This window comes from Mesorhizobium sp. WSM4809, from assembly GCF_055811655.1.
Map to the genome: position 1 here is coordinate 529,226 of NZ_JBVVQW010000001.1, position 22,938 is coordinate 552,163.

The window sequence follows — 22,938 nt, forward strand, 5'->3', positions numbered from 1 at the left end:
AAATCAGTCCTTCGTTCCAACGCCCGGCGGATCGTCCGCGATCCGGGCGTAGAGGTAGTGGTCCTGCCAGATGCCGTTGATCCTGAGGTAGGATCGCAGCAGTCCTTCGCGCCGAAATCCGGCTTTTTCAAGCACGCGGATCGACCTGATGTTGTCGGGAATACAGGCCGCTTCGATCCGGTGCAACCTCAGCGTATCGAAGGCGAAGCGGGCCACCACCTTGACCGCGTCGGTCATCAGGCCGCGGCCGCCGAAGCGCTCGCCGATCCAGTAGCCGACATGGCCGCTTTGCGAGACGCCATGGCGTATGTTGCCGAGCGTGATGCCGCCAGCAAGCTTGCCGCTGCTCTTCTCGAAGATGAAGAAGGCGATCGCGGTTCCTTGCGCATAATCTTCGCGGTAGCGGCTGATGCGCAGCCGCCATGCGTTGCGGTCGAGTTCATCGGGAGTCCAGCGTGGCTCCCAGGGTTCGAGGAAGGCGCGGCTTTCGCCACGCACCACCGCCCACTCGCGGTAGTCGTTGGTGAACGGCACGCGCAGCGTGACGCGGTCGCCTTTCAGCGCCGGCAGGTCGCGGCGAAAGAAAGGGAGCGCGAACACGACGCTTCGAGGGGCTTAGACGGCGAGCTTACGGGCCGCGGTCTGCGTGCCTGCGAGCGATTCGAGGATCGCCTCGTATGGCGCCAGTGTGCCCACAGGCCCGACAGCGGTAAGCGTCGGCTTGGTCGAGAACAAACGCGACGATAGATCGGTCAGCCGCTCGACCGTCAGCGCCGACAGCCGTTCCATCAGTTCCTCCTTGGTGATCGGCCGGCCGAACAGGAGCAGTTGCCGTGCGATCTGCGAAGCGCGGCTGGCCGGGCTTTCGGCTGACATGATCAGTCCGGCGCGATATTGGGCGCGCGCCCGGTCGAGTTCTTCCTGCAGGATTTTCTCGCCGGCCTTCTGCAGTTCGTCGATGATGACAGGCACCAGTTCGGCGATGTCGCTCTGGCCGGTCGCGGCATGGACGCCGAAGACGCCGGTGTCGGAAAAGCCCCAATGGAAAGCATAGACCGAATAACACAGGCCGCGCTTCTCGCGGACCTCCTGGAACAGGCGCGACGACATGCCGCCGCCGAGGATCATCGACAGCACCTGCGAGGCATAGAAGTCGCGCACATGATAGGCACGACCCTCGAACCCCAGCACGATCTGCGCGTCCATCAGGTCGCGGTCCTCGCGAAAATCGCCGCCGACATATTGCGCATATTGCGGGATGGTGCTGTCGGCCTTGCTGCGGAAGCCGCCGAGCTGCTTTTCGACCTCGCGCACGAAATTGTCATGCTTGATGTCGCCGGCGGCGACAATCACCATGCGCTCGGCGCCATATTGCCGCTCGATGAAGTCGTGGAGTTGCTTGGAGGTGAAGGATTTGACCGTTTCGGGCGTGCCGAGAATGGAGCGCCCAATCGTCTGATGGCGATAGGCGGTTTCCGTGAAGCGGTCGAAGACGATATCGTCGGGGGTGTCGTGCGCGGCGCCGATCTCCTGCAGGATCACATGCTGTTCGCGCTCGAGTTCCTGCGGGTCGAATTCGGACTCCTGCAGGATGTCGGCAAGAATGTCGACGGCCAGCGGCACGTCGTCGGAGAGCACCCTGGCATAGTAGGAAGTGGTTTCGACGCTGGTGGCGGCGTTGATCTCGCCGCCGACGTCCTCGATCTCCGAGGCGATTTCGAAGGCGCTCCGCCTTTTCGTGCCCTTGAACGCCATGTGCTCGAGCAGATGGGCCATGCCATGCTCGTCCTCACGTTCATTGCGGGCACCCGACTTGACCCAGGCACCAAGGGCAACCGATTCGATGCTTTGAAGGGTTTCGGTGGCGACTGTCAGGCCGTTCGACAGACGGCTTACCTCAACACCCATATGGCTAGTACTCCTTAACGCGCCGCCCGCGCGCGGCGGCCGACATAATCTTCCACCATTTTCAGGTCGGAGGGAAGTACCGTGTATTTTTCCTCCGATGTCATCAACCCACCTAGCCACGCGGGCAGTGCGGGCGACACGCCGCTGGCGGCTTCGACGGCGGCCGGAAATTTTGCCGGGTGCGCAGTACCCAGCACCACCATCGGCACGGCGCCTGACGCCTTGCCCGCAGCGACATGCACAGCTGCCGCGGTGTGCGGATCGAGCAGATAGTTGCTGGCCGCGAGCGTCGAGCGGATGGTGGCGGCGACCTCGTGCATATCAGCCCGGCCGGCGTCGAATTCCGACCGCATCCCGGCGATTTGCTGGGGTTCGATGGTGAAAGCGCCGGACTGCTTCAGACCGTCCATGTAGCGCCGCACGGTCGCGGCGTCACGGCCGGAGGCCTCGAACAGCAGGCGTTCGAAATTGGACGACACCTGGATATCCATCGACGGCGACGTGGTCGCAAAGACGCCCTTGGTGCGGTATTCGCCGGTCGAAAAGGTCCGTGCCAGGATGTCGTTGTCATTGGTGGCGATGACCAGCCGCTCGATCGGCAAGCCCATCCTCTTGGCGGCGTAGCCGGCGAAGATATCGCCGAAATTGCCGGTCGGCACGGTGAAGGAGACCGGCCTGTCCGGCGCGCCGAGCGACAGCGCCGAGGAGAAATAATAGACGATCTGGGCCATGATGCGGGCCCAGTTGATCGAATTAACGCCAGAAAGAGCCACCCGGTCGCGAAAGCCGTGATCGTTGAACATGTCCTTGAGCAGTCCCTGGCAATCGTCGAAATTGCCTTCGATCGCCAGCGCATGGACGTTTGCAGCCGTCGACGTCGTCATCTGCCGCTGCTGCACCGGCGAGACGCGGCCGTGCGGGAAAAGGATGAAGATGTCGGTCCGGCTGCGACCGGCAAAGGCATCGATGGCCGCCCCGCCGGTATCGCCCGAGGTGGCGCCGACGATGGTGGCGTGCTGGTCGCGTTCGGCAAGCACATGGTCCATCAGCCGGGCCAGAAGCTGCATTGCCACGTCCTTGAAGGCGAGCGTCGGCCCGTGGAAGAGTTCCAGGATGAAGGTGTTGGGGCCGGTCTGCACCAGCGGGCAGACGGCCTCGTGGCGGAAGGTGGCATAGGCTTCGCGCACCAGTCGCTCGAAAACGGAGGCCGGGATCTCGTCGCCAAGGAACGGCGACAGCACGCGGATCGCAAGGTCGGGATAGGCAAGGCCGCGCATGGCGCGGATCTCGGCGGCGGAAAACTGTGGCCACTCGCGCGGCACGTAGAGCCCGCCGTCGCGCGCCAGCCCGGCCAGCACCGCGTCGGAAAATCCAAGAACGGGGGCTTCCCCGCGGGTACTCACATAGTGCATGTCACAATTCCGTTACTGCTTGGCTTTCCATCCACCGCAAGGTGGTTAATTTCTGCGCTGGCTCAGTCGCATTTTTGCCGCGTGGTTGATATACGTCACCAGCTTTGCGAGAGGGAAGTGCAGTTTCATGGCGTTTCGTACATTCAGTGGTCGCTTTTTGGCGGGTCTTGCGCTCACCGGCTTTATACTTGCCGCCGCCGGCTGCCAATCGGGCGACAATGGCATCCTGAACCTCGGCAAAGGCAAGAAGGAGGACCCGACGGCGCCACCGCCGCCCCAGGATCCCAAGATACTGGCCAGCCAGTTGCAGGCCTATTGCCCCCGGGTGACGGTGCGCGACGGCACGGCTTTCTTCAATACCTATTCCAAGGAAGCTCAGAAGCCCAAGCCCAGGATCAAGAAGACCGGCGACGCCGCGCAGGATGCCGCGGCCCAGGCCGACGCTGACGCCGCTGCTGCAACTCCGCCCGACGAATCGGCCAACATCATCTACCAGGCATCGGTCAGCGACGTGACACGCGACTGCAGCCGTGCCAACGGCCAGTTGACGATGAAGATCGCGGTCGCCGGCAAGATTGTCCCCGGACCGAAGTTTTCTCCAGGCACCATCACCATGCCGATCCGAACGGCTGTGATGCATGGCACCGAGGTCCTCTACTCGCAGCTCCACCAGTATCAGGTCCAGGTCACCGATCCTTCGGTTGCCACGCAGTTCGTCTTCACCGATTCCAATGTCGTCGTGCCCGAGCCGACGGCGCAGGATTATCAGGCCTTTGCCGGCTATGACGAAACCGCGCATCAGGCAACGGCCGACAAGCCGAAGAAGACCCGCCGCAAGAGGGCTGCCGCGACGAACTAGGTCTCGGCAGTTGCATGAGGCGTGCGTCGCGGCGCACGCTTCTCAGGCGTCCGACCACTCCGACAGCGCCGCGATCACGCTTTTCAACTCCGCCCAGCGGCGGATCACCGTTTCGGCGCCGGCCTCGGTGAGCGCGTCGGCATGGCCGGGATAGCTGTGGGCGGCTCCGGTGAAGCCGATCACCCGCATGCCCGCCGCCCTTGCGCCGTGGACGCCGTGCACGGAATCCTCGATGACGAAAGTGTTCGCCGGGTTGGCGTTGAGTTTCTCCGCCGCGAACAGGAACACGTCCGGCGCCGGTTTCGTTTTCCCGGTCGGTGTTTCCATCGCCGAAAAAATCCGGTCGGCGAAAAACGGCAAAAGATGCACCTTCTCCAGCATGAATTCGATCCGCTCGGAGCGTGAATTCGAGCAGACGCAGCGCGGCACGGTTACCGCGGCAACGGCCTCGCGCGCGCCATCGATGGCGCGGACGTCGCTGCGCAGTTTGCGGTCGACCAATTGTTCCTCCCTGTCGATCAGAGAGGCCTGGAAGGGGATGCGGGACTTTTCCTCGACCCGCAGCATGATGTCCTTGAAGGTCAGGCCGGCATAGCTCTCCGAAATCTCCTCAGCCGATATCTCGTATCCTGCCAAGGTCAAAAGCTCGGCGTCGACACGGGCGGCGATGATCTCGGAATCGACGAGCACGCCGTCGCAATCGAAGATGACAAGGTCTGGCTGGGGCATGGTGATCCGGACAATGGGAGGGCGAAGCGGCCTCGGAAGGCTCAGGCGGCGCGGCATACACCAACAGGGCCGCCTTCGCAAATTCGCCCCACCCGTGCCTTGGCCTTCACGGAATATTTACGCTGATCGGTAACCATAACCAGGAGTAAACAGTAACGCGTGCCCTGGGTGTCAGAATGTCTGCCGTGCGTCTTCTCGACGAGCTATCCCACGCCCCCCAGCAATCCGAATGGCTGGACACGATCCTCAAGGGCGACTGCGTCGCCGCGCTCGACCGGCTGCCCGAAAAATCGATCGACGTCATCTTCGCCGATCCGCCCTACAATCTGCAGCTCGACGGCGACCTGCACCGCCCCGACCAGTCGAAGGTCGACGCCGTCGATGACGAATGGGACCAGTTCGAGAGTTTCGAGGCCTATGACGCTTTCACGCGGGCCTGGCTGCTGGCGGCGCGCCGGGTGCTGAAACCCAACGGCACCATCTGGGTCATCGGCTCCTATCACAACATCTTCCGTGTCGGCGCCAAGATGCAGGATCTCGGCTTCTGGATCCTCAACGACGTCGTCTGGCGCAAGACCAACCCGATGCCGAATTTCCGCGGCCGCCGCTTCCAGAACGCGCATGAGACGATGATCTGGGCTACGCGCGACCAGAAGGGCAAGGGGTACACTTTCAACTACGAAGCGATGAAGGCGTCCAACGACGACATCCAGATGCGCTCCGACTGGCTGTTTCCGATCTGCACCGGCGGCGAGCGGCTGAAGAACGACAATGGCGACAAGCTGCATCCGACGCAGAAGCCGGAAGCGCTGCTTGCCCGCATCATGATGGCCTCGACCAAACCTGGCGACATCGTGCTTGATCCCTTTTTCGGCTCAGGCACCACGGGCGCGGTGGCCAAGCGTCTCGGCCGCCATTTCGTCGGCATCGAACGCGAGCAGGCCTATATCGACGCCGCCAACGAGCGCATCGACGCGGTGCGGCCACTGGATGGCGCCGATCTCACCGTGCTGACCGGCAAGCGGGCCGAACCGCGCGTTGCTTTCGTCAGCCTGATCGACACCGGCCTGATGATGCCGGGTGCGACGCTCTACGACGCCAAGAAGCGCTGGGCCGCCAAGGTGCGCGCCGACGGTACGGTGGCGATCGGCGACAGCGCCGGTTCGATCCACAAGATCGGCGCCGAAGTGCAGGGGCTGGATGCCTGCAACGGCTGGACCTTCTGGCATTATGAGCGCAGCGGTGGCCTGACCCCGATCGACGAGCTTCGCCGCATCGCGCGGCTCGGCATGGAGCGGGCAGGGGCCTGAACCCCTGCCAATTGCTTCGAATGCCGTTGATTCAAAGCTCAACGGATCGCGCGAAGTGATTCAAATCAAGCCTTGATTCCGAGACGTTCGAGGTCTGCTTGAAGCGTCTCTGCATCGGTGAACAGCACCGACTGCCAGCCGGCCGCCTTGGCGCCGTCGACATTCTTCTGGCTGTCGTCGATGAACAGTGTGGCTGACGGTTCGAGGTCGAACGCGGCGACGTGGTGATCGTAGATGCCGCGATCCGGCTTGATCATGCCGATTTCGCCCGAGATGGTGACGCCGCGTGGACGATTGAGGAAATCGAAGCGCTCGCGGGCTTCGGCCAGCGTGTCGCTGGCGAAGTTGGTCAGCATGGTCACGTCGTGGCCGCTCTCGATCAGACCGACCATGATGGCGACACTGTCGTCATAGGCATGTGGAACCATCTCGTGCCAGTGGCGGCGGAACCCGCGGATGTTTTCCGCGTGATCGGGATGGTCCGCGATCAGCAGCGCCTCGGCCTCTTCCCAGGTCCGGCCGCGATCCTGCTCGATGTTCCAATCATGCGTGCAGACATTGTCGAAAAACCACTTTCTCTCTTCGGCATCCGGAATGAGGCGGCTGAACGGAATGTTGGGATCGTAGTGGATCAGCACTCTGCCGATGTCGAAAACGATGTGGCGTATTTCAGTCATGGGGCCTCTTTGCACTGTGTGGCGACGGCTTTTTCGTCGCGCCGGGTATCGCAGCCTCGATTGCCTTTTTCATGACAGTCGGCAGCGCCTCGCCGGAAATCTCGTGAGCGAGCGACCAGAAATGCCCGTCTGGCGCATCACCTTTGATGTGAGCGTGAAAGACTTCGAGTTCGAGAGCGAAATGCGTGAAGACATGCGCAATGCGGCCCGCATGCCGCCAGTCGGCGGGAAACGGCGCGGCCGCTTCCGTGGTTGCCCCATCGATCCGCGCGGTCCAACCCGTCGTCGGCACCTCGGTCATGCCGCCGAGCAAACCCTTCTCCGCCCGTTTGCGCAGAAGGATGGCGCCGTCGGCCCGCACGGCGACAAAGGCCGCGCCGTGCCGCTGCGGCTTGTCGGCCTTGGGCAGGCGCACCGGGAAGTGCTCGGGATCGCCTGAAACGACCGCGCTGCAGTCTTCGCGCAGCGGGCACAGCATGCAGCGCGGCCGGCGTGGCGTGCAGATGGTGGCGCCGAGATCCATCATCGCCTGGGCGAAGTCGCCAGGCCTTGTCCCGGGCACCATGCGATCGACATGGGCACGGATTTCGGGCTTGGCTTCGCTCAGCGGGGTTGCGATCGAAAACAGCCGGGAAATGACGCGTTCGACATTGCCGTCGACAACGGCGGCGGGACGGTCGAAGGCAATCGCCGTGATGGCCGCCGACGTATAGGCGCCGATGCCTGGCAGTTCTCTCAAAGCCGTTTCCGTGTCGGGAAACCGGCCGCCACGCGCGGCCACAAGATCGGCACAGGCCTTGAGATTGCGGGCGCGGGAGTAATAGCCGAGCCCGGCCCAGGCCTTCATCACATCCTCCGCCGGCGCCGCGGCCAGCGCCCCGACATCGGGCCATTTCTCGACGAAAATCCGGAAATAGGCCTTCACCGCTTCGACGGTGGTCTGCTGCAGCATGACCTCGGAGAGCCAGATACGGTAGGGATCAGGCCGCACGCCGCGCGCATGCTCACGAGGCGTGATGCGCCACGGCAATTCACGGTGATGCGCGTCGTACCAGCCTAGCAGGCGGGACGCGATATGCCCGGATGCAGCTCTGCTGCTATCCCCGGATGCGGCTTTGCCACTATCCCAGGATACGGTCTTGCGGGTCTGGTCTGCTGGTGCCATTGATCTGTATCGGCCTGGCCGGTATCTGCTGGGGTCGTGGCTGGAGGACGTACATGGCAGGCAGAACGCCCTACGGCAATCCCGTCCCGGTCAGCGATCTCGCGACCAGGATCCTCGATCCGGTGCTGCGCAAGCGGGCTGGCATTTCGATCGGCCTCGTCCAGTCATGGGACGAGATCGCCGGCCCGCGGCTGGCCAGCCATTCGCGCCCCGAAAAAATCCAGTGGCCGCGCCGTATGCATGAGGACGATCCGTTCGAGCCGGCCGTGCTGGTCATTGCCTGCGAAGGCATGGCGGCACTTCATCTGCAGCACGAGACGGGCGAGATCATCAACCGGGTCAACGCCTTCCTCGGCTTCACCGCCATCAATCGCATCAGGATCCTGCAGAAGCCGGTGACAACCGACAAAGGAAGGCGCAAACCGGCCCTGAGGCCGCTGACGGCGGCTGAGAAGACTAAATTGTCGGGAACTGTCGGCCTGGTCGATAATGATGAACTGCGCGCCTCGTTGGAGAAACTTGGCGCGACCATTATTGGGGAGAGAAAGTCATAGGCGTCTTGAAGAAAGTCATGGATTCGTCGTCAATATCTCGCATTCGTGATCGCCCTTGTCAGGTTTCGCGATTGGATTGGGGAATGAGATGCCTTAATTCGCGCCAACTCTCGCCTTTTCGTGTCTTTGCATTGCAAAATCCAACCCTTGTCAGGTGATTCGTATGAACCGTCCCCCGTTTGGCCAAAGCTTGTCTCGCAGAAACGTCCTGTCTTCGCTGGCCGCCATTCCGGCGGTGGCCCTGCTCGCCGACTGCAGCGGCTCTGGCGAGGAGGCGAAGGCCGCGGATGTGAAGCCTGCGGCCCCGGCCGCCCCCTCGACGCCGGCCACGCCGGCCGCCGCCACCGCGCCGGAAGCCCAGGGCACCGTGGACATGGCGGAACTGATGAAGCCGGGTGCGCTGCCCGACAAACAGCTTGGCAAGGACGACGCCAAGGTCACCATCGTCGAATACGCCTCGATGACCTGCCCGCACTGCGCGCATTTCGCCGAGACCACCTTTCCGGACCTGAAGACCAAGTACATCGACACCGGCAAGGCGCGCTACATCCTGCGCGAATTCCCGTTCGATCCGAGTGCCGAAGCCGGTTTTATGCTGGCGCGCTGCGCCAAGGACAACTACTACCCTATGGTCGACGTCCTGTTCAGGCAGCAGGCGAACTGGGCTGGCGTTCAGAACACCAAGGATGCACTGCTGCAAATCTCGAAGCTCGCCGGTTTTACACAGGAGTCCTTCGAGGCCTGCTTGACGGACCAGAAACTTCTGGACGATGTGAGATCGGTCCAGAAGCGTGGCGCCAATGAATTCAAGGTCGACTCGACACCGACCTTCTTCATCAACGGTAAGACCTACAAGGGGGCGATGTCGATTGAGGAAATGTCGGCCATCATCGACCCTCTGCTCTGACGTCCAGTCAGCCCTGAGGCGGCGGCGCTTCGGCGTGCGCGGCTTCCGGTCGTGCCGCGAATTCTCATCGCAAAACCACGGTAATCCGCTTAGTGGGCGGCGCGAATGAAGTTTTCGCGCCTTCGCCTCCTCGGTTTCAAGTCCTTCGTCGAGCCCGGCGAGTTCGTCATCGAACGCGGACTGACCGGCATTGTCGGGCCGAACGGCTGCGGCAAGTCGAACCTTGTCGAGGCGCTGCGCTGGGTGATGGGCGAAAGCTCCTACAAGAACATGCGCGCGTCCGGCATGGACGACGTCATCTTTTCCGGCTCGGGCACGCGCCCGGCACGCAACACCGCCGAAGTCACGCTTTTCCTCGACAACAGTGACCGCTCGGCGCCCGCTGCCTTCAACGATGCCGACGAATTGCAGGTGTCGCGCCGCATCGAGCGTGAGGCCGGCTCGCTTTACCGTATCAACGGCAAGGAGGCCCGCGCCAAGGACGTGCAGCTTCTGTTCGCCGACCAGTCGACCGGCGCGCGTTCGCCGTCGATGGTCGGTCAGGGCCGCATCGGCGAACTGATCCAGGCCAAGCCGCAGGCACGCCGCGCGCTGCTCGAAGAGGCAGCAGGCATTTCCGGCCTGCACACCCGCCGCCACGAGGCAGAACTGCGGCTGAAGGCGGCCGAGCAGAACCTCGAACGACTGGACGACGTCGTCGGCGAGCTGGAAAGCCAGATCGAAAGCCTGAAGCGCCAGGCGCGCCAGGCCTCCCGCTTCAAGAACCTGTCGGCCGATATTCGCAAGGCCGAAGCGACGCTCTTGCATCTGCGCTGGACACTGGCCAAGACCCAGGAAGGCGAGGCGCGTTCGGCGCTGGCGGTTGCGACAGCCCTTGTCGGCGACCGCGCCGCGGCCCAGATGGCCGCCGCCAGGGAGCAAGGTATCGGCGCTCACCGGTTGCCGGATTTGCGCGACGCGGAAGCCGCCGCCGCCGCTGCCTTCCAGCGCTTGTCGATCGCCAAGTCGCAGATCGAGGAGGAAGCCGGCCGTATCCGCGCCCGCCAGAGCGAACTCGAGCGCCGGCTACAGCAGCTCGACGGCGATATCGCGCGTGAAGAGCGCATGGTCCGCGACAATGCGGACATTCTCGAGCGCCTTCGCACCGAAGAGGCAGCACTCAATTCGGAAAATGCCGGCGCCGCCGAACGCGAAGCCACCACCCGTGCGGCGTTCGAACAGGCGGCGTCGACGCTTTCGCAAAGCGAAGCCAAGCTCGCCGCGCTGACAGCCGAACGGGCCGAGGCAGCCGCCTCGCGCAACCAGATCGAACGGACGCTGCGCGACACCGCCGAGCGCCGCGACCGCTTCGCCCGCCAGCTTGCCGATGTTGACCGGGAATTGTCTGAGATACTCTCCAAGGTCGCTGGCCTGCCCGATCCGGCCGAGAAGCGGGTGCTGGTCGAACAGGCCATGGCGCTGCTGGAGGAGGCCGAGGCTGCCGTGTCCGAGGCCGAGCAGTCTGTCATCGATGCCCGCGCCACGGAAAGTTCTGCCCGGCCACCGCTTCAGGATGCCAGGGCCGAGCTGGCGCGGATCGAAACCGAAGCGCGCACGCTGGCCAAAATCCTGAATGCAGCCAGCGGCGATCTCTTCCCGGCCGTGCTGGAGCAGATCAGCGTCGATCGCGGTTTCGAAACGGCGCTGGGTGCGGCCCTTGGCGAAGACCTCGACGTGCCGCTTGACCGCAGCGCGCCGGTGCATTGGGGCGAAAGTGCGATCCAGCCCGGCGACGCGGCTCTGCCGGAAGGCGTTAAAAGCCTGGCCAGCGTGGTCCACGCGCCGGCACAGCTCGCCCGCCGCCTGGCGCAGATCGGTATCGTCGATGCCGCCGGCGACGGCCGCCGGTTGCAGTCGCTGCTTGCTCCCGGCCAGCGGCTGGTCAGCCGTGAAGGCGCGCTCTGGCGCTGGGATGGCTTTACCGCAAGCGCCGATGCGCCGACCGCCGCAGCACAACGGCTGGCGCAGAAGAACCGGCTGGCTGAGCTCGATGCCGAGGCGATACAAGCGACGCTCGTCCTGCGCCAGGCCGAGGATGCGCTGGGAGAGGCTGAACAGGCGCTCCGCCTGGCAAGCGAGGCCGAGCGCAACACGCGCCAGGCCGGTCGTGACGCTCAGCATCGGCTGGACGCTGCCCGCAATGCGCTGGCCGAGGCCGAAAGGGCCGGCGGCGAATTGCAGAGCCGGCGCGCCGCACTCGATGAGGCACGCGCCCGCATCGTCGACAGCCATGAGGAGATTTCGGCCGCCTTCGCCGAGGCGGAAATGCTGCTGCAGGACGCGCCCGATCTTGGCGATCTGCAATTGCAGCTCGAACAGTCCTCGGCCAATGTCGCCCGCGACCGCGCCGCGCTTGCCGATGCGCGCGCGGTGCATGAGGGGCTGCGGCGCGAAGCCGAGGCGCGCGCGCGCCGGCTCGATGCCATTGGCGCCGAGCGCAGCAATTGGCTGGAGCGGGCCGAAAACGCCTCGACGCAGATCGCATCGCTCGGCGAACGCAAGGCCGAGGCCGAGGCCGAACGCGAGCGGCTGGCCGATGCTCCCGATGAAATCGACGCCAAGCGGCGTGCCTTGCTGTCGCAGCTCACCGAGGCCGAGAGCTTGCGCAAGGCGGCAGCCGACCGTCTGCAGGAAGCGGAGAACCGGCAATCCGAACTGGACAAGGCCGCCACCGGCGCCATCCAGTTCCTGGCCGAGGCGCGCGAGACCCGCGTTCGCGCCGAAGAGCGGCTGACCGCGGCCGACGAGCGCCGGCTGGAGATCGAGGCGCGCATCCAGGAAACGCTGAACACGCCGCCGCATCTGGTCATCCGCCACACCGGTCTGGAGGCCGACAGCCCGATGCCTGAGATGGCCGAGATCGAGCGTCAACTCGACAGGCTCAAGATCGAGCGCGAACGGCTCGGCGCCGTCAACCTGCGCGCCGAGGAGGAGCAGAAGGAGCTATCCGACCGGCTGGAGGCGATCGTCTCCGAGCGCGAGGACATCATTGAGGCGATCCGCAAGCTCAGGCAGGCGATCCAGAGCCTCAACCGCGAAGGCCGCGAGCGGTTGCTGGCCGCCTTCGAGGTCGTCAACGGCCATTTCCAGCGGCTGTTCTCGCATCTGTTCGGCGGCGGCACGGCGGAATTGCAGTTGATCGAATCCGACGATCCGCTCGAGGCTGGCCTCGAAATTCTTGCCCGCCCGCCCGGCAAGAAGCCGCAGACCATGACGCTGCTGTCCGGCGGCGAGCAGGCGTTGACGGCGATGTCGCTGATCTTCGCGGTGTTCCTGACCAATCCGGCGCCGATCTGCGTGCTCGACGAAGTCGACGCGCCGCTCGACGACCACAATGTCGAACGCTTCTGCAATCTCATGGACGAGATGGCGGCCACCACCGAGACGCGTTTCGTCATCATCACCCACAATCCCATCACCATGGCACGCATGAACCGGCTGTTCGGCGTGACCATGGCCGAGCAGGGCGTCAGCCAACTGGTGTCGGTGGATCTGCAGGCGGCCGAGGCGATGCGCGAGGCAAGCTGACCCAGGTCGCGCTGCCTGCGAAGGGCCGTTCCGGAGCAATTCAGGAAAAGTGTGCAAGCGGTTTTCGCCCGGCAAAAAAATGTCAGGGCCGCGGACTGTGCCTGTGCGAATGATGCTTGGCCGAGGACCAGACGAAATAGAGCGATCCCAGTTTCAGCACAGGCACCCTGCGATCCCGCTCGCGATCACGCAGTTCGCGGTAGGTCTTCACCTTCAGTGTGCCCCCGGCAATCTGATTCGCAAAGCCATGATGCATAGAGCTTACGTGCTTTCTCCAGTCGACGGAATGTTCATTTCAAGCTCCTCGTTAGTATTCGAGCTCTTGGAGGGTCGATCGGGAATTGTACTGGGCCACCAGATGACGAAATATTTGCCAAACTGCCAGGCCGGGACTTCGCCCTTGTGCTCCCGTCGCCGCAACTCATGACGTTGCTTGACCTTCAACACACCACCCGGAAGCCTGATCTTGATCGTCATCGTCCCTCAATACTGATGGCGCGCTTCCTGGGTGCCGCGCCCGAAGCTTCATCTGTCCGGCCAAGGTAGAAAAAACCGCCCACTCTCGGATCGGACCGTTGCAATCCGATTTCGCCGAGTCAATGGAGCCGGGGGCGAACTCCTCTGGCTATCGGCCCCGTGCACAAAGGCTTGAGAACAGGCTCAACCTCTGCGCCGCAAGATCCAGTTCACACAGATCACGGCCACGAGGCCACACGCGATGCCGACGCAATCGGCAACCCAGTCGGACACGTCCAGATCACGTCGTATCAGCGCCGTGCCCTGGAGGACCTCGATCGCCGCTCCAACAACTGCAAGGAAGACGATCAGCCTGACCTTGCGATCAGGCCAGCCGAGCCCTCCAAGGAAAGTCATGACGGCAAAGGCGCTGGCGTGATTCAGCTTGTCGTAATGGAAACCGATATCGATCCCGTACTCCTCGAGTCCGGGTATAGGCACCAGTGCAAGGACAAGAACAGCGACAAGCGTGCTGAAAAAAGCAATCCGTTCGGCGGCTGGATGAAGTCTCATTCTGCTCCAATCTGTGCCTGCCCGCCGCGAAGGTCGAAACCAGCTCGGTATTGGCGGTTCAGGCTGAAACTCAGATCGACGGCGTTGTCTTTCAAAGCCGCAATTTTTGCTTGAGCCTTTTCAGCCAGGTCTGTTCCGCCTCATCCTGGTCTTGATGCGCCGGGACGTAGCGCGGCGTTGCCGCCGTTCAACGGATTCCCGTCTGCGTCTCGTTCAAAGAGTGGAGTGCTGAAAAGGGCTCCGCATGGGCTTTCACCATTTCGCTCATTAGAATATCCGCGCCAGTCATCAGGGGGATCAAGGTTTCCGCAAATGTGTATGTTTTGATGCCGTAAAGCCACTTCAGGTAGAGAAGGGCAGCTGACGTGCCCGAGACGCACCCAACAATGTTCATCCGGGATACGACAAGCTCTATCGGATATATGTGCGGAAGGTTCGCTTCCATGATCCTGGTGCTGGCGTCGGCTGTCACATTGCCGATGGTATCCAGCAATTCGGGGAAGAAGGGCGTGCTTATTCTGGGATGTTCCTTCCAGACGACGTCGTATCCTCTCTCAACGATCTGCTCCGCAATGCGTCTATAGATCGCCGCCTCTTGCGCGTACGACATTATGCGGTTTCGCGACAATGCCTGGCCGAGCAGCAGGATCCGTGGGTTGGCTGACGTGCGGCAATGTTCATTGCCGCCGGAAAGCGCATCCCTGCAGGCTTCATCTATTACGTCGCGCATCAGCGAAGCGCCGACCTGAAATCTTTGTACGTTCTCCAGAGCATCGTGAATGGGGATTTCGTGGAGCAAAGAATAAAACTTTGTCACCCGTCTCAGATGGTGTCTTTCTATCTTGTCGGCCGCTTTCCTCAGTCGGAACGCCGGTGAAATTGTAGAGAGTCCTGCAATCAAGGCTCCGGTGATGCGCCGTCTAAACCTGGTGCCTGGCGGCCGTGACATGGTTGAAATTTCGAATGGAAGGTATGACGTCAAGCCATCCTCATACAAAACGATCTTGGCTTGTGGGTATGAGTCCAGCAGTATTTTTTCCGATGGCCGGTTAACGAAGCAGGCCCAGATTTCAACCGCGGAACTCGCGTCGATGCCAATTGTGTCTCGGATCAGACGATGGATCCGGAAAATTTGCAGTTGCCCATATTTACGCTCGGACGTCAGAAGGTCGTATGCCCATATGATCCGTTTCCAGGTCCATACTGTAGACGCAAGTTCAGCAAGACCGGTCTTGAAATGCTCGGAAACGCCGGCCGTTTCATAGAGCAGAAGGTAATCCTCATGCTCCTCATCCGCCGGGGAGCTTCCATCCATTGTTGACTGGCGAAGAGAGGCAACCAGGCTGAGCAATTGCCAGCTGCCAAAGACGCAGCATATTCGAACTGGCAATTTAAGGTCTCCAGATAGGATGGAAATAACGCCGCATGTTCCGCGATCTCAACCGCAAAATTGCTTCATGTCCGAAGACCGTGTGTGGCTCGGGGCGTTTCGCCAGCTTCATAATACTGCCTGTCGTGTCGACCGGAAATATCTTGCAGATATTGGCGTCCAACGCCCGAGACAGGCTGGAGTTCCGCGCAATAAGCAGGCGAATTCAGTTCAATTGAGCGGCAGAGACCTGTTGAGATCCGGCATAAACATCAGGCGGCGGCAGACCGCTCATGCGGCTCGATCTTGCCGCTTCGGTTCCTGTCGGCACCAAGAGCGCGAATTCTCCCGGTTTTCGGGAAGGTCGTTGCCCGGGAAAGCGGGTTTCACTTCCATCAGTCAAAAGTAAGCTCCAGCCATGAACCGGAGCTTGATGATGACAGAGGCGGAAACCAGAATGTTTCACACGCTTGATGTGCCAGCCGGTCCGGTGCGCTGGCCCGGGATTCCGGCCGACCTGCCAAGGTATGGCGCGTGTGGCCGCACCTGCGCATCATGCCCGATGCGAAGCCCGCACTGCTCCTCGAACGCCCTTGATGCCGAAGCTTCGGCGCAACTTTCCCGGTGAGCAGGCGATGGGCGGCGCCGGAAAATGCGCCGCCTGTCGGAAGGGTTGCCCGCGATCAGGCCGCGAGCCAGGCCCGGGTGAAGTCCTGCTCATAGGCCTGATGCATCTGGTAGCCCATCAAGGCAGGTTTCATATGGCAGAACAGCTTTCGCCAGTAGGGCTGAACGATGATGCCGGAATCCTGAAGCATGACCTGCAGTTCCTTCATCACCGCACGGCGCTGCTCCGGATCGGCGATGGCGTTGGCCTTGTGGACCTTGGCATCGAAGTCGGGATCGGCGAACCCTGTCTCGTTCCATGCCGAACCGGTCTGGTAGGCAAGCGCATAGGTCTGGATGCCGAGCGGTCGGGCGTTCCAATTGGTGGTCGCGAAGGGATACTTCGTCCAGTCGTTCCAGAATGCCGATTCCGGGATGACAGTGCGTTTCACCTTGAAGCCCGCGTCGCGCATCTGCTGGGCGACGGCATCGGAGCTTTCCTTGCGGTAATCGGCTTCGACCGAGATCAGATCAAATTCGAAATCGAGCTGGCCGGCTTCCTCGAGCAATGCCCTGGCCCGGACCGGATCACGTTTGATCGGCGGCAAGTCGGCGTGTTCGGGATGCATCGGTCCGACATGATCGTTCTGCGCGACGATACCCATGCCGTCGGCGCCCAGTTGCAGCACCGCTTCGTTGTCGACCGCAAGCTGTATGGCGTTGCGCACGCGCTTGTCGTCATAGGGTTTGGCGTTGACGTTGCAGCGCGAGACCAGGGTGGCGGCAGTGACGATCTCGCTTTTCTTCAGGCCCAGCCTGTCGAGCATGGCGACGTCATAGGACTGCGTCTGCCCATTCAGGTCGATCTCACCGGATTCGAATGCGGAGACGGTGGCGGCCGAGTCGGTGCCGTAGTCGGTCCAGTCGATGCCGTCGAGGAACACCTCGCCGCCCCACCACGACCCGTCCGGCCGCTTGCGCACCGAGGCAGCAACGCCGACATCGAGTCTTTTAAGTTCGAACGGGCCCGTGGAAACGGGGTTGGCCGACAGTGGCGCCGCCTTCGGATTGAATGTGTGGTGGACGATCAATGCCGGATAGTCGGTCATCGCTGGGATGATGGTGATGTCGGGCTGAGCCAGTTTCAGGGCCACGGTGTGGCCGTCGCGAACCTCGATGGCGCCAGTGCGCGCCACCTTGGTGTCGGGATCGATCAGCGCGGTCATGCGTCCTGCCATCGAGTTGCCGGCGGCATCCTTCTCGCACCAGCGCGTGATGTTGAAGGCAACATCCGTGGCGGTGAAATCGTCGCCGTTCGACCATTTCACCCCCGGGCGCACCTTGAGCACATATTCCGTCGCGTCGGCATTGATCTCCCAGCTCTGCAGCAGCACCGGCTCGAAGGTGAAATCCGGCTTCCAGCGCACCAGCGGTTCGAGAAACTGCATGGCGATGTTGCCCATCTGCGAAACCTTGAACTTGCGCGGGTCTTCCAGCTCCATCACCTGCATGGCAACACGCACCACGCCGCCCTTCCTGGGTTGGACGGCTTCCTCGGCTCGCGCCGGGACCGGCTGACCGATGAGCCCGTAGGCAATCGCCGTGCTGGCGCCGAAGGCGCTGGCCAGCGCCAGGAACTCGCGGCGGCCAAGCGCGCCGCTCTTCGCGCCTTTCGCAAATGTGCCGATCGCGGGATGAAGAGGTCTGGATGTCATATCGGTTCTCCCATTGTTGATTTTACGCCCAAATTCGGTGGAATGCCCTTGCCGCGTCGTTGCTGGGCGCTGTTTTCTACAGGACGCAGCCGATGGCGGCGGGGCCGCGACGGCGAGGGGAAGGCAAGATGAATCTTCTGACGGCGATGCGGGTGTTCGATCGGGTTTGCCTGCTGGGCAGCCTGTCGGCGGCGGCGCGCGATCTCAACATGTCGACGACGGCCGTCAGCCGTACCATCAAGGAACTGGAAGACGACCTTGGCGTCCGGCTCATCAATCGCACCACAAGGCGTCTCAGCCTCACCGAGGCGGGCCGCGACTATGCTCCGCGTGCGCGCAGCCTGCTCGACGACATATCCGAACTGCAGGATTCGACGCGCGGCCTGCACAAGGAGACGCGCGGCCTGATCCGGGTTTCCTGCTCCAATGTTCTGGGCCACACGCGCATAACCAAGCTGGTGCCGAAATTCCTCGAAGAAAACCCGCTCACCACGATCGAGTTCGACCTCACCGCGCGTTATGTCGTCGGCATTGTCGAGGAAGGCTATGATGTGGCCATCCGCTTCGGCGGTCAGGCGGATTCCGCCCTGATTGCGCGCCGGCTTGGTGAAGTCCGCAACTATGTCTGCGCCACGCCCGATTATTGGGATGCAAACGGCCGTCCGGTCCACCCGGATGAGCTGGCAAGCCATTCCTGCGTGCTGAGCAATTTCGCCAAGCGCCTTGGCACGTGGCCATTCATCGGACCCGATGGCCCTTTCGATGCGGCTATCGGCGGGCGCATCTCGACCAACAGCGTCGAGGCCGCCTACCAGATGACTACCGCCGGTTTCGGCATCGGCAACCTGCCCAGCCTCCTGGTCGACGCTGCGATCAGGGACGGCCGGCTGGAAGTGCAACTGGATGAGTTTCGCCCCGGCTCCAGCCCGATCTACGCGCTCTATCCGCACCGCACCTATATTGCGGCCAAGGTGCGCGCGTTCGTCGATTTCCTGATCCGCGAACTGTCGGCCGACTTCACCGCCTGAAATGCTGCCCGATTGTCCATGGCCAACGCCGCCAGGGGCCTGGCGCGAACGCCAGGCCCCCTCTGCCCCCGTCGCCCGACGCGGCAGCGTCATTTCCACCAGGCGGTGGTGTCGTACATCGGTCCCGGCTCCTCGAAGAGCTTTTCGTATTTGCACAGTGCCGGCGTCTTGCCGAGCGGCACCGAAACGCCGTCCCTGAACGCCCATTCGCCACGTTGCGTCGTATCGGCCCGCACATAGCTGGACAGCGCAAAGGCCCGGTCGTGCTGCGATTTGTTGGGCGAGGAGCCGTGCACGGTAAGCAGCCCCCATAAAGCAAGGTCGCCCGGCTCTAGCACCAGCGGAACGATGGTCGCCGGGTCGATGCCGACTTTGCGCAACTCTTCTTCGGCGGTCAGGCCCTTCATCAGCTCGCCGGTTCCCTCGTCCGACAGGCCGAGATAGCCGAGCTTGTGGCTGCCGGGCACGACCTGAAGGCAGCCATTGTCCAGCGTCGCCCGATCGACCGCGAGGCCTGTTGTCACGGTGGCGTCGGCGACATTGTCGAAGGCCGCCTGGTTACGGAAGCGCAAATCCTGGTGGAAGCGATAACCCGTGACATTGGCGCCGGGCGGCTTCCAGTGCAGCTGTTGGGCGATCTGCCTTATGTCACGGCCGATCAGGCTCTCGAGCAGCTTCAGATAGTCGGGATTGCGGCGGAATTCTTCGAAATAGGAATTGATCCAGGAAAACCAGTAAGCCTGCAGCACATAGCGTTGGCCAAAGTCCGATTCAGGCAGGATCTGGAAATTCAGGTTGCCGTGCCGGAAGGTGGCGTGATGCTTGAGGCCTTCGGCATAGACCGCATCGGTTTCCTTCTTCAGCCGGATCATCTCGTCGCCGTCGACGAATTGTCGAACGACCGCGTATCCTTCCTCGCGGTACTGCTCCACCGCCTCGCGTGCCTGCCTGTCCGTCAGCATGTCCGTGACAACCCCTGTCTGTGATCCGTGTCGATCGTAACGAAGGGGTTGCCGGCGATAAGCCATCGATTTTGGCATCGACTTTCCCGATTATCGGGAAATTGAGCGGGGCGTCAAAGGTGGATTGGTCGCAATCGGCTGGTCAGATACGTGCTGCGCCGGCAGGCCCTAAAAATAGGTCCGCGGCGCGACAAGGTTCTTCTGCTGGCGAACATAAAAACAATAGAAGCCGAACGCTGCGGCAAACCACATGAAGGCCTCGCCCATGGCCAGCCGGTTGTTGGAATTGGTGAGGATGGTTAGGGCGAAGAAGACCAGTGTGGAGATGTAGCAGGACCATGCGGCCGGAGCGACGAGCTTGGCTCGCATGGCCAGCAGAACCTGCCTGGCCGACCAGGTGTAGAGAAAGGCAAAGAACGCCAGTCCGACCACCCCATAACGCACGGCAATCTCCAGATAACCATTGTGGAAGACATTGAAGATCATGGGATGATAGGTTCTGTTCTGCCATTCGGTCAGCCAGCTGGAACTGGCTCCGAAGATCGGGTGGCGCTTCCAGATATTGATCGCATCCGCCCACAGCATCAGCCTTTCCTTGGCTGCAAGCGGAACCGCGTCGCTCGCGATGGCGCGGTCGAAGGCGGGGAGGACCCCATGCCTGAACACATCCGGAACCAAGGTTTTGACGAATGCCATGGTATCGTCGGCGGTGGACGAGAAGATGTTGTGTGCCGCGACAATGCCGGCCGCCACGATCACCAGCACGCCACCCGAAACCAACAGTTCGCGGCGATGGCCTCTCGCCAGGGTCATGACCGCCAACAAGAGCAGAGCGAGCGCAAGCGCAAGCCACACTCCCTTTGAGCGCATCTCGATGATATTGACGAGGGCAAGCAGCAGGACGGCTGTCGACAGGGCCCAATGCAGGTTCTTGGTTGCTTTTCCGAGGTCCGTTCTCTGCGCCGAGTAGGCCATGAATTGCAGCGTGCAGAGGAAGATGAAACCGGCCGCCACCGACGCGTGGATGGGATTGTTGAAAAGCCACGGGGCAGGTTGGACGCCTTGAAACATGTCCGAATAGAAGGTGTCCGCCGCTAGGAAGACGAGACTGAGGATCATGAACCAGAGCACGAGCCGTGCGGGCTGCCTGACAAACAGCAGAAACGCGAAGCCGGTCGTCGCGTAGAACAGCGGAAACATGTAAATGCCTTCGGCGCCACCCAACTGGTGGGTGCCGAAATAGACGATCGCCAGTCGGATGAAGACGTAGAGCGACCAGCCCAGACACAGGAAGCCGACCCAACCGATCAGCGGTTTGCTGTAGGTCCACAAGTCCACTCTGAACCAGCGGATGACCGCGACCAGGGCCAGCGCCAGGCCCGCATAGCGGTAGGTGTCGGCCTCGCGCCACACCGCGGAGACCAAAGCGAGAATGGCGAGTGCCGCAAGCAACAGAAGCAAGGTGTGGCGCGGCGCGTTGTCCTTGGCATCATCCAGGGCATTTCGCGGCAGAGGGGGCGGCAGCAGGACGTGATGCAGGCGGCGCAGTTCGTCGCTGGCCCGTAACACCCCGGCACGTAGCCGGCTCGGCCCGCCCAGCCTTGCGGATTTGTAGCTTCCCGAGGGACCGGCTATGCCCGAGATCCCACTGCTGGCGGCGAAGCCAAGCACGTTTTGGCGGACCGAATACACTTTCAGGCCGGTATCCCAAAAGCGCTCGAGTGCAACGTCCCATGGCATTTTCATAACGGCGAGCGCCGACAACAGACCCTGCGCGCCCTCCCGCGTCACCAGATAGGCGGCGGCCGAGCCTTGCGGGCCATGCAGCGCACGACCGATCTCGTCGCCTTCAACCGTTTCGACGGCGCGCATGAAGAAGCTCATGCGATGGTTGGTCAGCTTGATGACGTCGAAATCCGGCACCGCCGCGATGATGGCCTCGATGCGCCGCATGGTGTTTTCGCTGAAGAGGACGTCGTCCTCGACAATCAGGCCATGGGCGCTGCCACCGGCCAGGAACGTTTCCAGCGCCCGGATATGGCTGCGGTAACAGGCATATTCGCCCGAAAGGATGTCGCGCCCGCTCAGCTTGCGCGCGGCTGGAAGATCGATCTCCGTCCAGTCTTTTTCAGCAAGCGCCCGACCGTCGACGGCGGCAATGCGCTGCAAGGTCAGTCCTGCCGCTTCGGCGCTGGCGAGCAATTCGCTCCAGCGCTGGGTCTCGCGATCGAGGTTGATGGCGAAGATAGGGAGGTTCATTGAAGTTCCATGTTGAGCCGCCACCCACCTGGTCGACCTATGTATGGAAAGAAGGAGATGTTCAAGGCGACACTTTACAGATCATGTGCAAATGCTGACCCGAATTTGCCGCGATGGCACTGGCTCATCTGGATTTATGAAACAGTCGAATTATTAGCTGATCGGCTTCATGGAAGGTCGCAAAGGTACCCTCGGGTCCCATGTGTCAGGAACGGACCTTCGCGGGATGGCTGGGGCGCCAGGATTCGAACCTGGGAATGTCGGTACCAAAAACCGATGCCTTACCACTTGGCGACGCCCCAATTGCCGTCAGAGTCGCTTGTGCGGCGCGTTATTAGCAGAGCAGCCAAAAAGCACAATCCTTATGAGTGACGGTTGGAACGCTCGAATTGGGCAGGCAACGCAGCGCTGGCAAATGATATGCAGCGGGCTATTCGGACCACACCGCCATCTCGTTTCCGGCTGGATCGACGAAGTGGAAGCGCCGGCCGCCGGGGAACGGGAAGATCGGTTTGACGATCGTGCCGCCGGCGCTTTCGACAGCGTCGAGGGTTTGCTCCAGATCCCTGCTGTAGAGCACGGGCAGCGGCTTTGATGGCGCTTCCGCGGCATCTGCCTGGAAGCCTCCGTCCAGGCCTTCGGCAAAGGCCGAATAGGTCGGCCCATAATCGGTGAACGACCAGGCAAAGGCGGTACTGTAAAAAGCCTTCAGCCGGTCCAGCGTTCCACCGGTCGCGGGCATTTCCAGATAGTCGAGTTTTCCGGGCAGTTTCATGGCGCACCTGTTTGTTCACTGTATGTTCTACCCCAGAATTCCTGACTTGGCAAGTCTTTTTGCCGCATGCTGGAGCACGGCTTTGCTTAATCGATTGTAGTGGCCAG

The 22,938-nt window shown here is 62.2% G+C and carries 19 protein-coding genes and 1 tRNA gene; 6 read left to right on the forward strand and 14 right to left on the reverse strand.

The genetic code is table 11. The features are described from left to right. Positions 1-3: 3 nt before the first annotated feature. The 3 genes from AC0L24_RS02365 to thrC are packed head-to-tail and all read right to left on the reverse strand — an operon-like array spanning position 4 to position 3,320. Entirely contained in the window at positions 4-600 is a 597-nt protein-coding gene (locus AC0L24_RS02365; RefSeq protein WP_127268573.1) for a GNAT family N-acetyltransferase, read from the reverse strand. A gap of 15 nt (positions 601-615) precedes the next feature. Further along, positions 616-1,908 carry a M16 family metallopeptidase gene (locus tag AC0L24_RS02370; protein WP_473563378.1) on the reverse strand — a complete coding sequence of 431 codons (1,293 nt, stop codon included), beginning with the start codon at positions 1,906-1,908 and terminating at the stop codon, positions 616-618. A gap of 14 nt (positions 1,909-1,922) precedes the next feature. Next, positions 1,923-3,320 (reverse strand): threonine synthase, encoded by a 1,398-nt coding sequence (thrC, locus tag AC0L24_RS02375; RefSeq protein ID WP_128363688.1) that lies wholly within the window; start codon positions 3,318-3,320, stop codon positions 1,923-1,925. 127 nt (positions 3,321-3,447) lie between these two features. On the opposite strand from thrC, the gene AC0L24_RS02380 reads away from it, so the two are divergent. After that, entirely contained in the window at positions 3,448-4,179 is a 732-nt protein-coding gene (locus tag AC0L24_RS02380) for a hypothetical protein (RefSeq protein WP_473563379.1), read from the forward strand. Positions 4,180-4,221: 42 nt separating this feature from the next. Here AC0L24_RS02380 and AC0L24_RS02385 read toward each other — a convergent pair whose 3' ends face one another. Next, positions 4,222-4,908 (reverse strand): HAD family hydrolase, encoded by a 687-nt coding sequence (locus tag AC0L24_RS02385; RefSeq protein WP_127268823.1) that lies wholly within the window; start codon positions 4,906-4,908, stop codon positions 4,222-4,224. A gap of 176 nt (positions 4,909-5,084) precedes the next feature. On the opposite strand from AC0L24_RS02385, the gene AC0L24_RS02390 reads away from it, so the two are divergent. Beyond that, positions 5,085-6,218 (forward strand): site-specific DNA-methyltransferase, encoded by a 1,134-nt coding sequence (locus tag AC0L24_RS02390; RefSeq protein ID WP_127268824.1) that lies wholly within the window; start codon positions 5,085-5,087, stop codon positions 6,216-6,218. 65 nt (positions 6,219-6,283) lie between these two features. On the opposite strand, the gene AC0L24_RS02395 is transcribed toward AC0L24_RS02390, so the two are convergent. Next, a complete protein-coding gene (locus AC0L24_RS02395; RefSeq protein ID WP_127395640.1) occupies positions 6,284-6,895 on the reverse strand; it encodes an HAD family hydrolase in 612 nt (203 codons plus the stop codon). Further along, positions 6,888-8,060, reverse strand: a complete 1,173-nt coding sequence (gene mutY, locus AC0L24_RS02400; protein ID WP_128288855.1) for an A/G-specific adenine glycosylase — start codon at positions 8,058-8,060, stop codon at positions 6,888-6,890. The genes AC0L24_RS02395 and mutY overlap by 8 nt, the downstream gene beginning before the upstream one ends. 53 nt (positions 8,061-8,113) lie before the next feature. On the opposite strand from mutY, the gene AC0L24_RS02405 reads away from it, so the two are divergent. From AC0L24_RS02405 to smc, 3 genes are all read left to right on the forward strand, one after another. After that, the gene (locus AC0L24_RS02405) at positions 8,114-8,614 is read left to right on the forward strand and encodes a DUF721 domain-containing protein (RefSeq protein ID WP_127268827.1); all 501 of its coding nucleotides are present in this window, start codon (positions 8,114-8,116) and stop codon (positions 8,612-8,614) included. Between the two features lie 163 nt (positions 8,615-8,777). Then, positions 8,778-9,521: a DsbA family protein gene (locus AC0L24_RS02410; protein ID WP_473563381.1), complete on the forward strand. Its 744-nt coding sequence runs from the start codon at positions 8,778-8,780 to the stop codon at positions 9,519-9,521. A 105-nt stretch (positions 9,522-9,626) separates the two neighbouring features. Continuing rightward, the gene (gene smc, locus AC0L24_RS02415; RefSeq protein ID WP_127810993.1) at positions 9,627-13,088 is read left to right on the forward strand and encodes a chromosome segregation protein SMC; all 3,462 of its coding nucleotides are present in this window, start codon (positions 9,627-9,629) and stop codon (positions 13,086-13,088) included. A 261-nt stretch (positions 13,089-13,349) separates the two neighbouring features. Here the strand turns inward: smc and AC0L24_RS02420 are convergent, their stop codons facing one another. The 4 genes from AC0L24_RS02420 to AC0L24_RS02435 all read right to left on the reverse strand — a co-directional run bounded on the left by AC0L24_RS02420 (position 13,350) and on the right by AC0L24_RS02435 (position 17,807). Then, the gene (locus tag AC0L24_RS02420; RefSeq protein WP_127810992.1) at positions 13,350-13,565 is read right to left on the reverse strand and encodes a hypothetical protein; all 216 of its coding nucleotides are present in this window, start codon (positions 13,563-13,565) and stop codon (positions 13,350-13,352) included. 183 nt (positions 13,566-13,748) lie between these two features. After that, positions 13,749-14,117, reverse strand: a complete 369-nt coding sequence (locus tag AC0L24_RS02425) for a VanZ family protein (RefSeq protein WP_127810991.1) — start codon at positions 14,115-14,117, stop codon at positions 13,749-13,751. A 187-nt stretch (positions 14,118-14,304) separates the two neighbouring features. After that, positions 14,305-15,507: a polysialyltransferase family glycosyltransferase gene (locus AC0L24_RS02430; protein ID WP_473563382.1), complete on the reverse strand. Its 1,203-nt coding sequence runs from the start codon at positions 15,505-15,507 to the stop codon at positions 14,305-14,307. A 662-nt stretch (positions 15,508-16,169) separates the two neighbouring features. Next, positions 16,170-17,807 (reverse strand): ABC transporter substrate-binding protein, encoded by a 1,638-nt coding sequence (locus tag AC0L24_RS02435; protein WP_128289085.1) that lies wholly within the window; start codon positions 17,805-17,807, stop codon positions 16,170-16,172. 128 nt (positions 17,808-17,935) lie between these two features. Here AC0L24_RS02435 and AC0L24_RS02440 point away from each other — a divergent pair, with 128 nt between their 5' ends. Beyond that, complete coding sequence (locus tag AC0L24_RS02440; RefSeq protein ID WP_127810990.1) at positions 17,936-18,835, forward strand: LysR family transcriptional regulator; 900 nt, start codon at positions 17,936-17,938, stop codon at positions 18,833-18,835. An 89-nt stretch (positions 18,836-18,924) separates the two neighbouring features. Here AC0L24_RS02440 and AC0L24_RS02445 read toward each other — a convergent pair whose 3' ends face one another. The 4 genes from AC0L24_RS02445 to AC0L24_RS02460 form a co-directional block, all read right to left on the reverse strand. Then, complete coding sequence (locus tag AC0L24_RS02445) at positions 18,925-19,797, reverse strand: phytanoyl-CoA dioxygenase family protein (protein ID WP_236382848.1); 873 nt, start codon at positions 19,795-19,797, stop codon at positions 18,925-18,927. Positions 19,798-19,965: 168 nt separating this feature from the next. Further along, positions 19,966-22,056, reverse strand: a complete 2,091-nt coding sequence (locus AC0L24_RS02450; protein ID WP_292136631.1) for an O-antigen ligase family protein — start codon at positions 22,054-22,056, stop codon at positions 19,966-19,968. A 227-nt stretch (positions 22,057-22,283) separates the two neighbouring features. After that, positions 22,284-22,358: transfer RNA gene (locus AC0L24_RS02455), tRNA-Gln, on the reverse strand. Positions 22,359-22,486: 128 nt separating this feature from the next. Continuing rightward, positions 22,487-22,831: a VOC family protein gene (locus AC0L24_RS02460; RefSeq protein ID WP_127290804.1), complete on the reverse strand. Its 345-nt coding sequence runs from the start codon at positions 22,829-22,831 to the stop codon at positions 22,487-22,489. Positions 22,832-22,938: the final 107 nt, after the last annotated feature.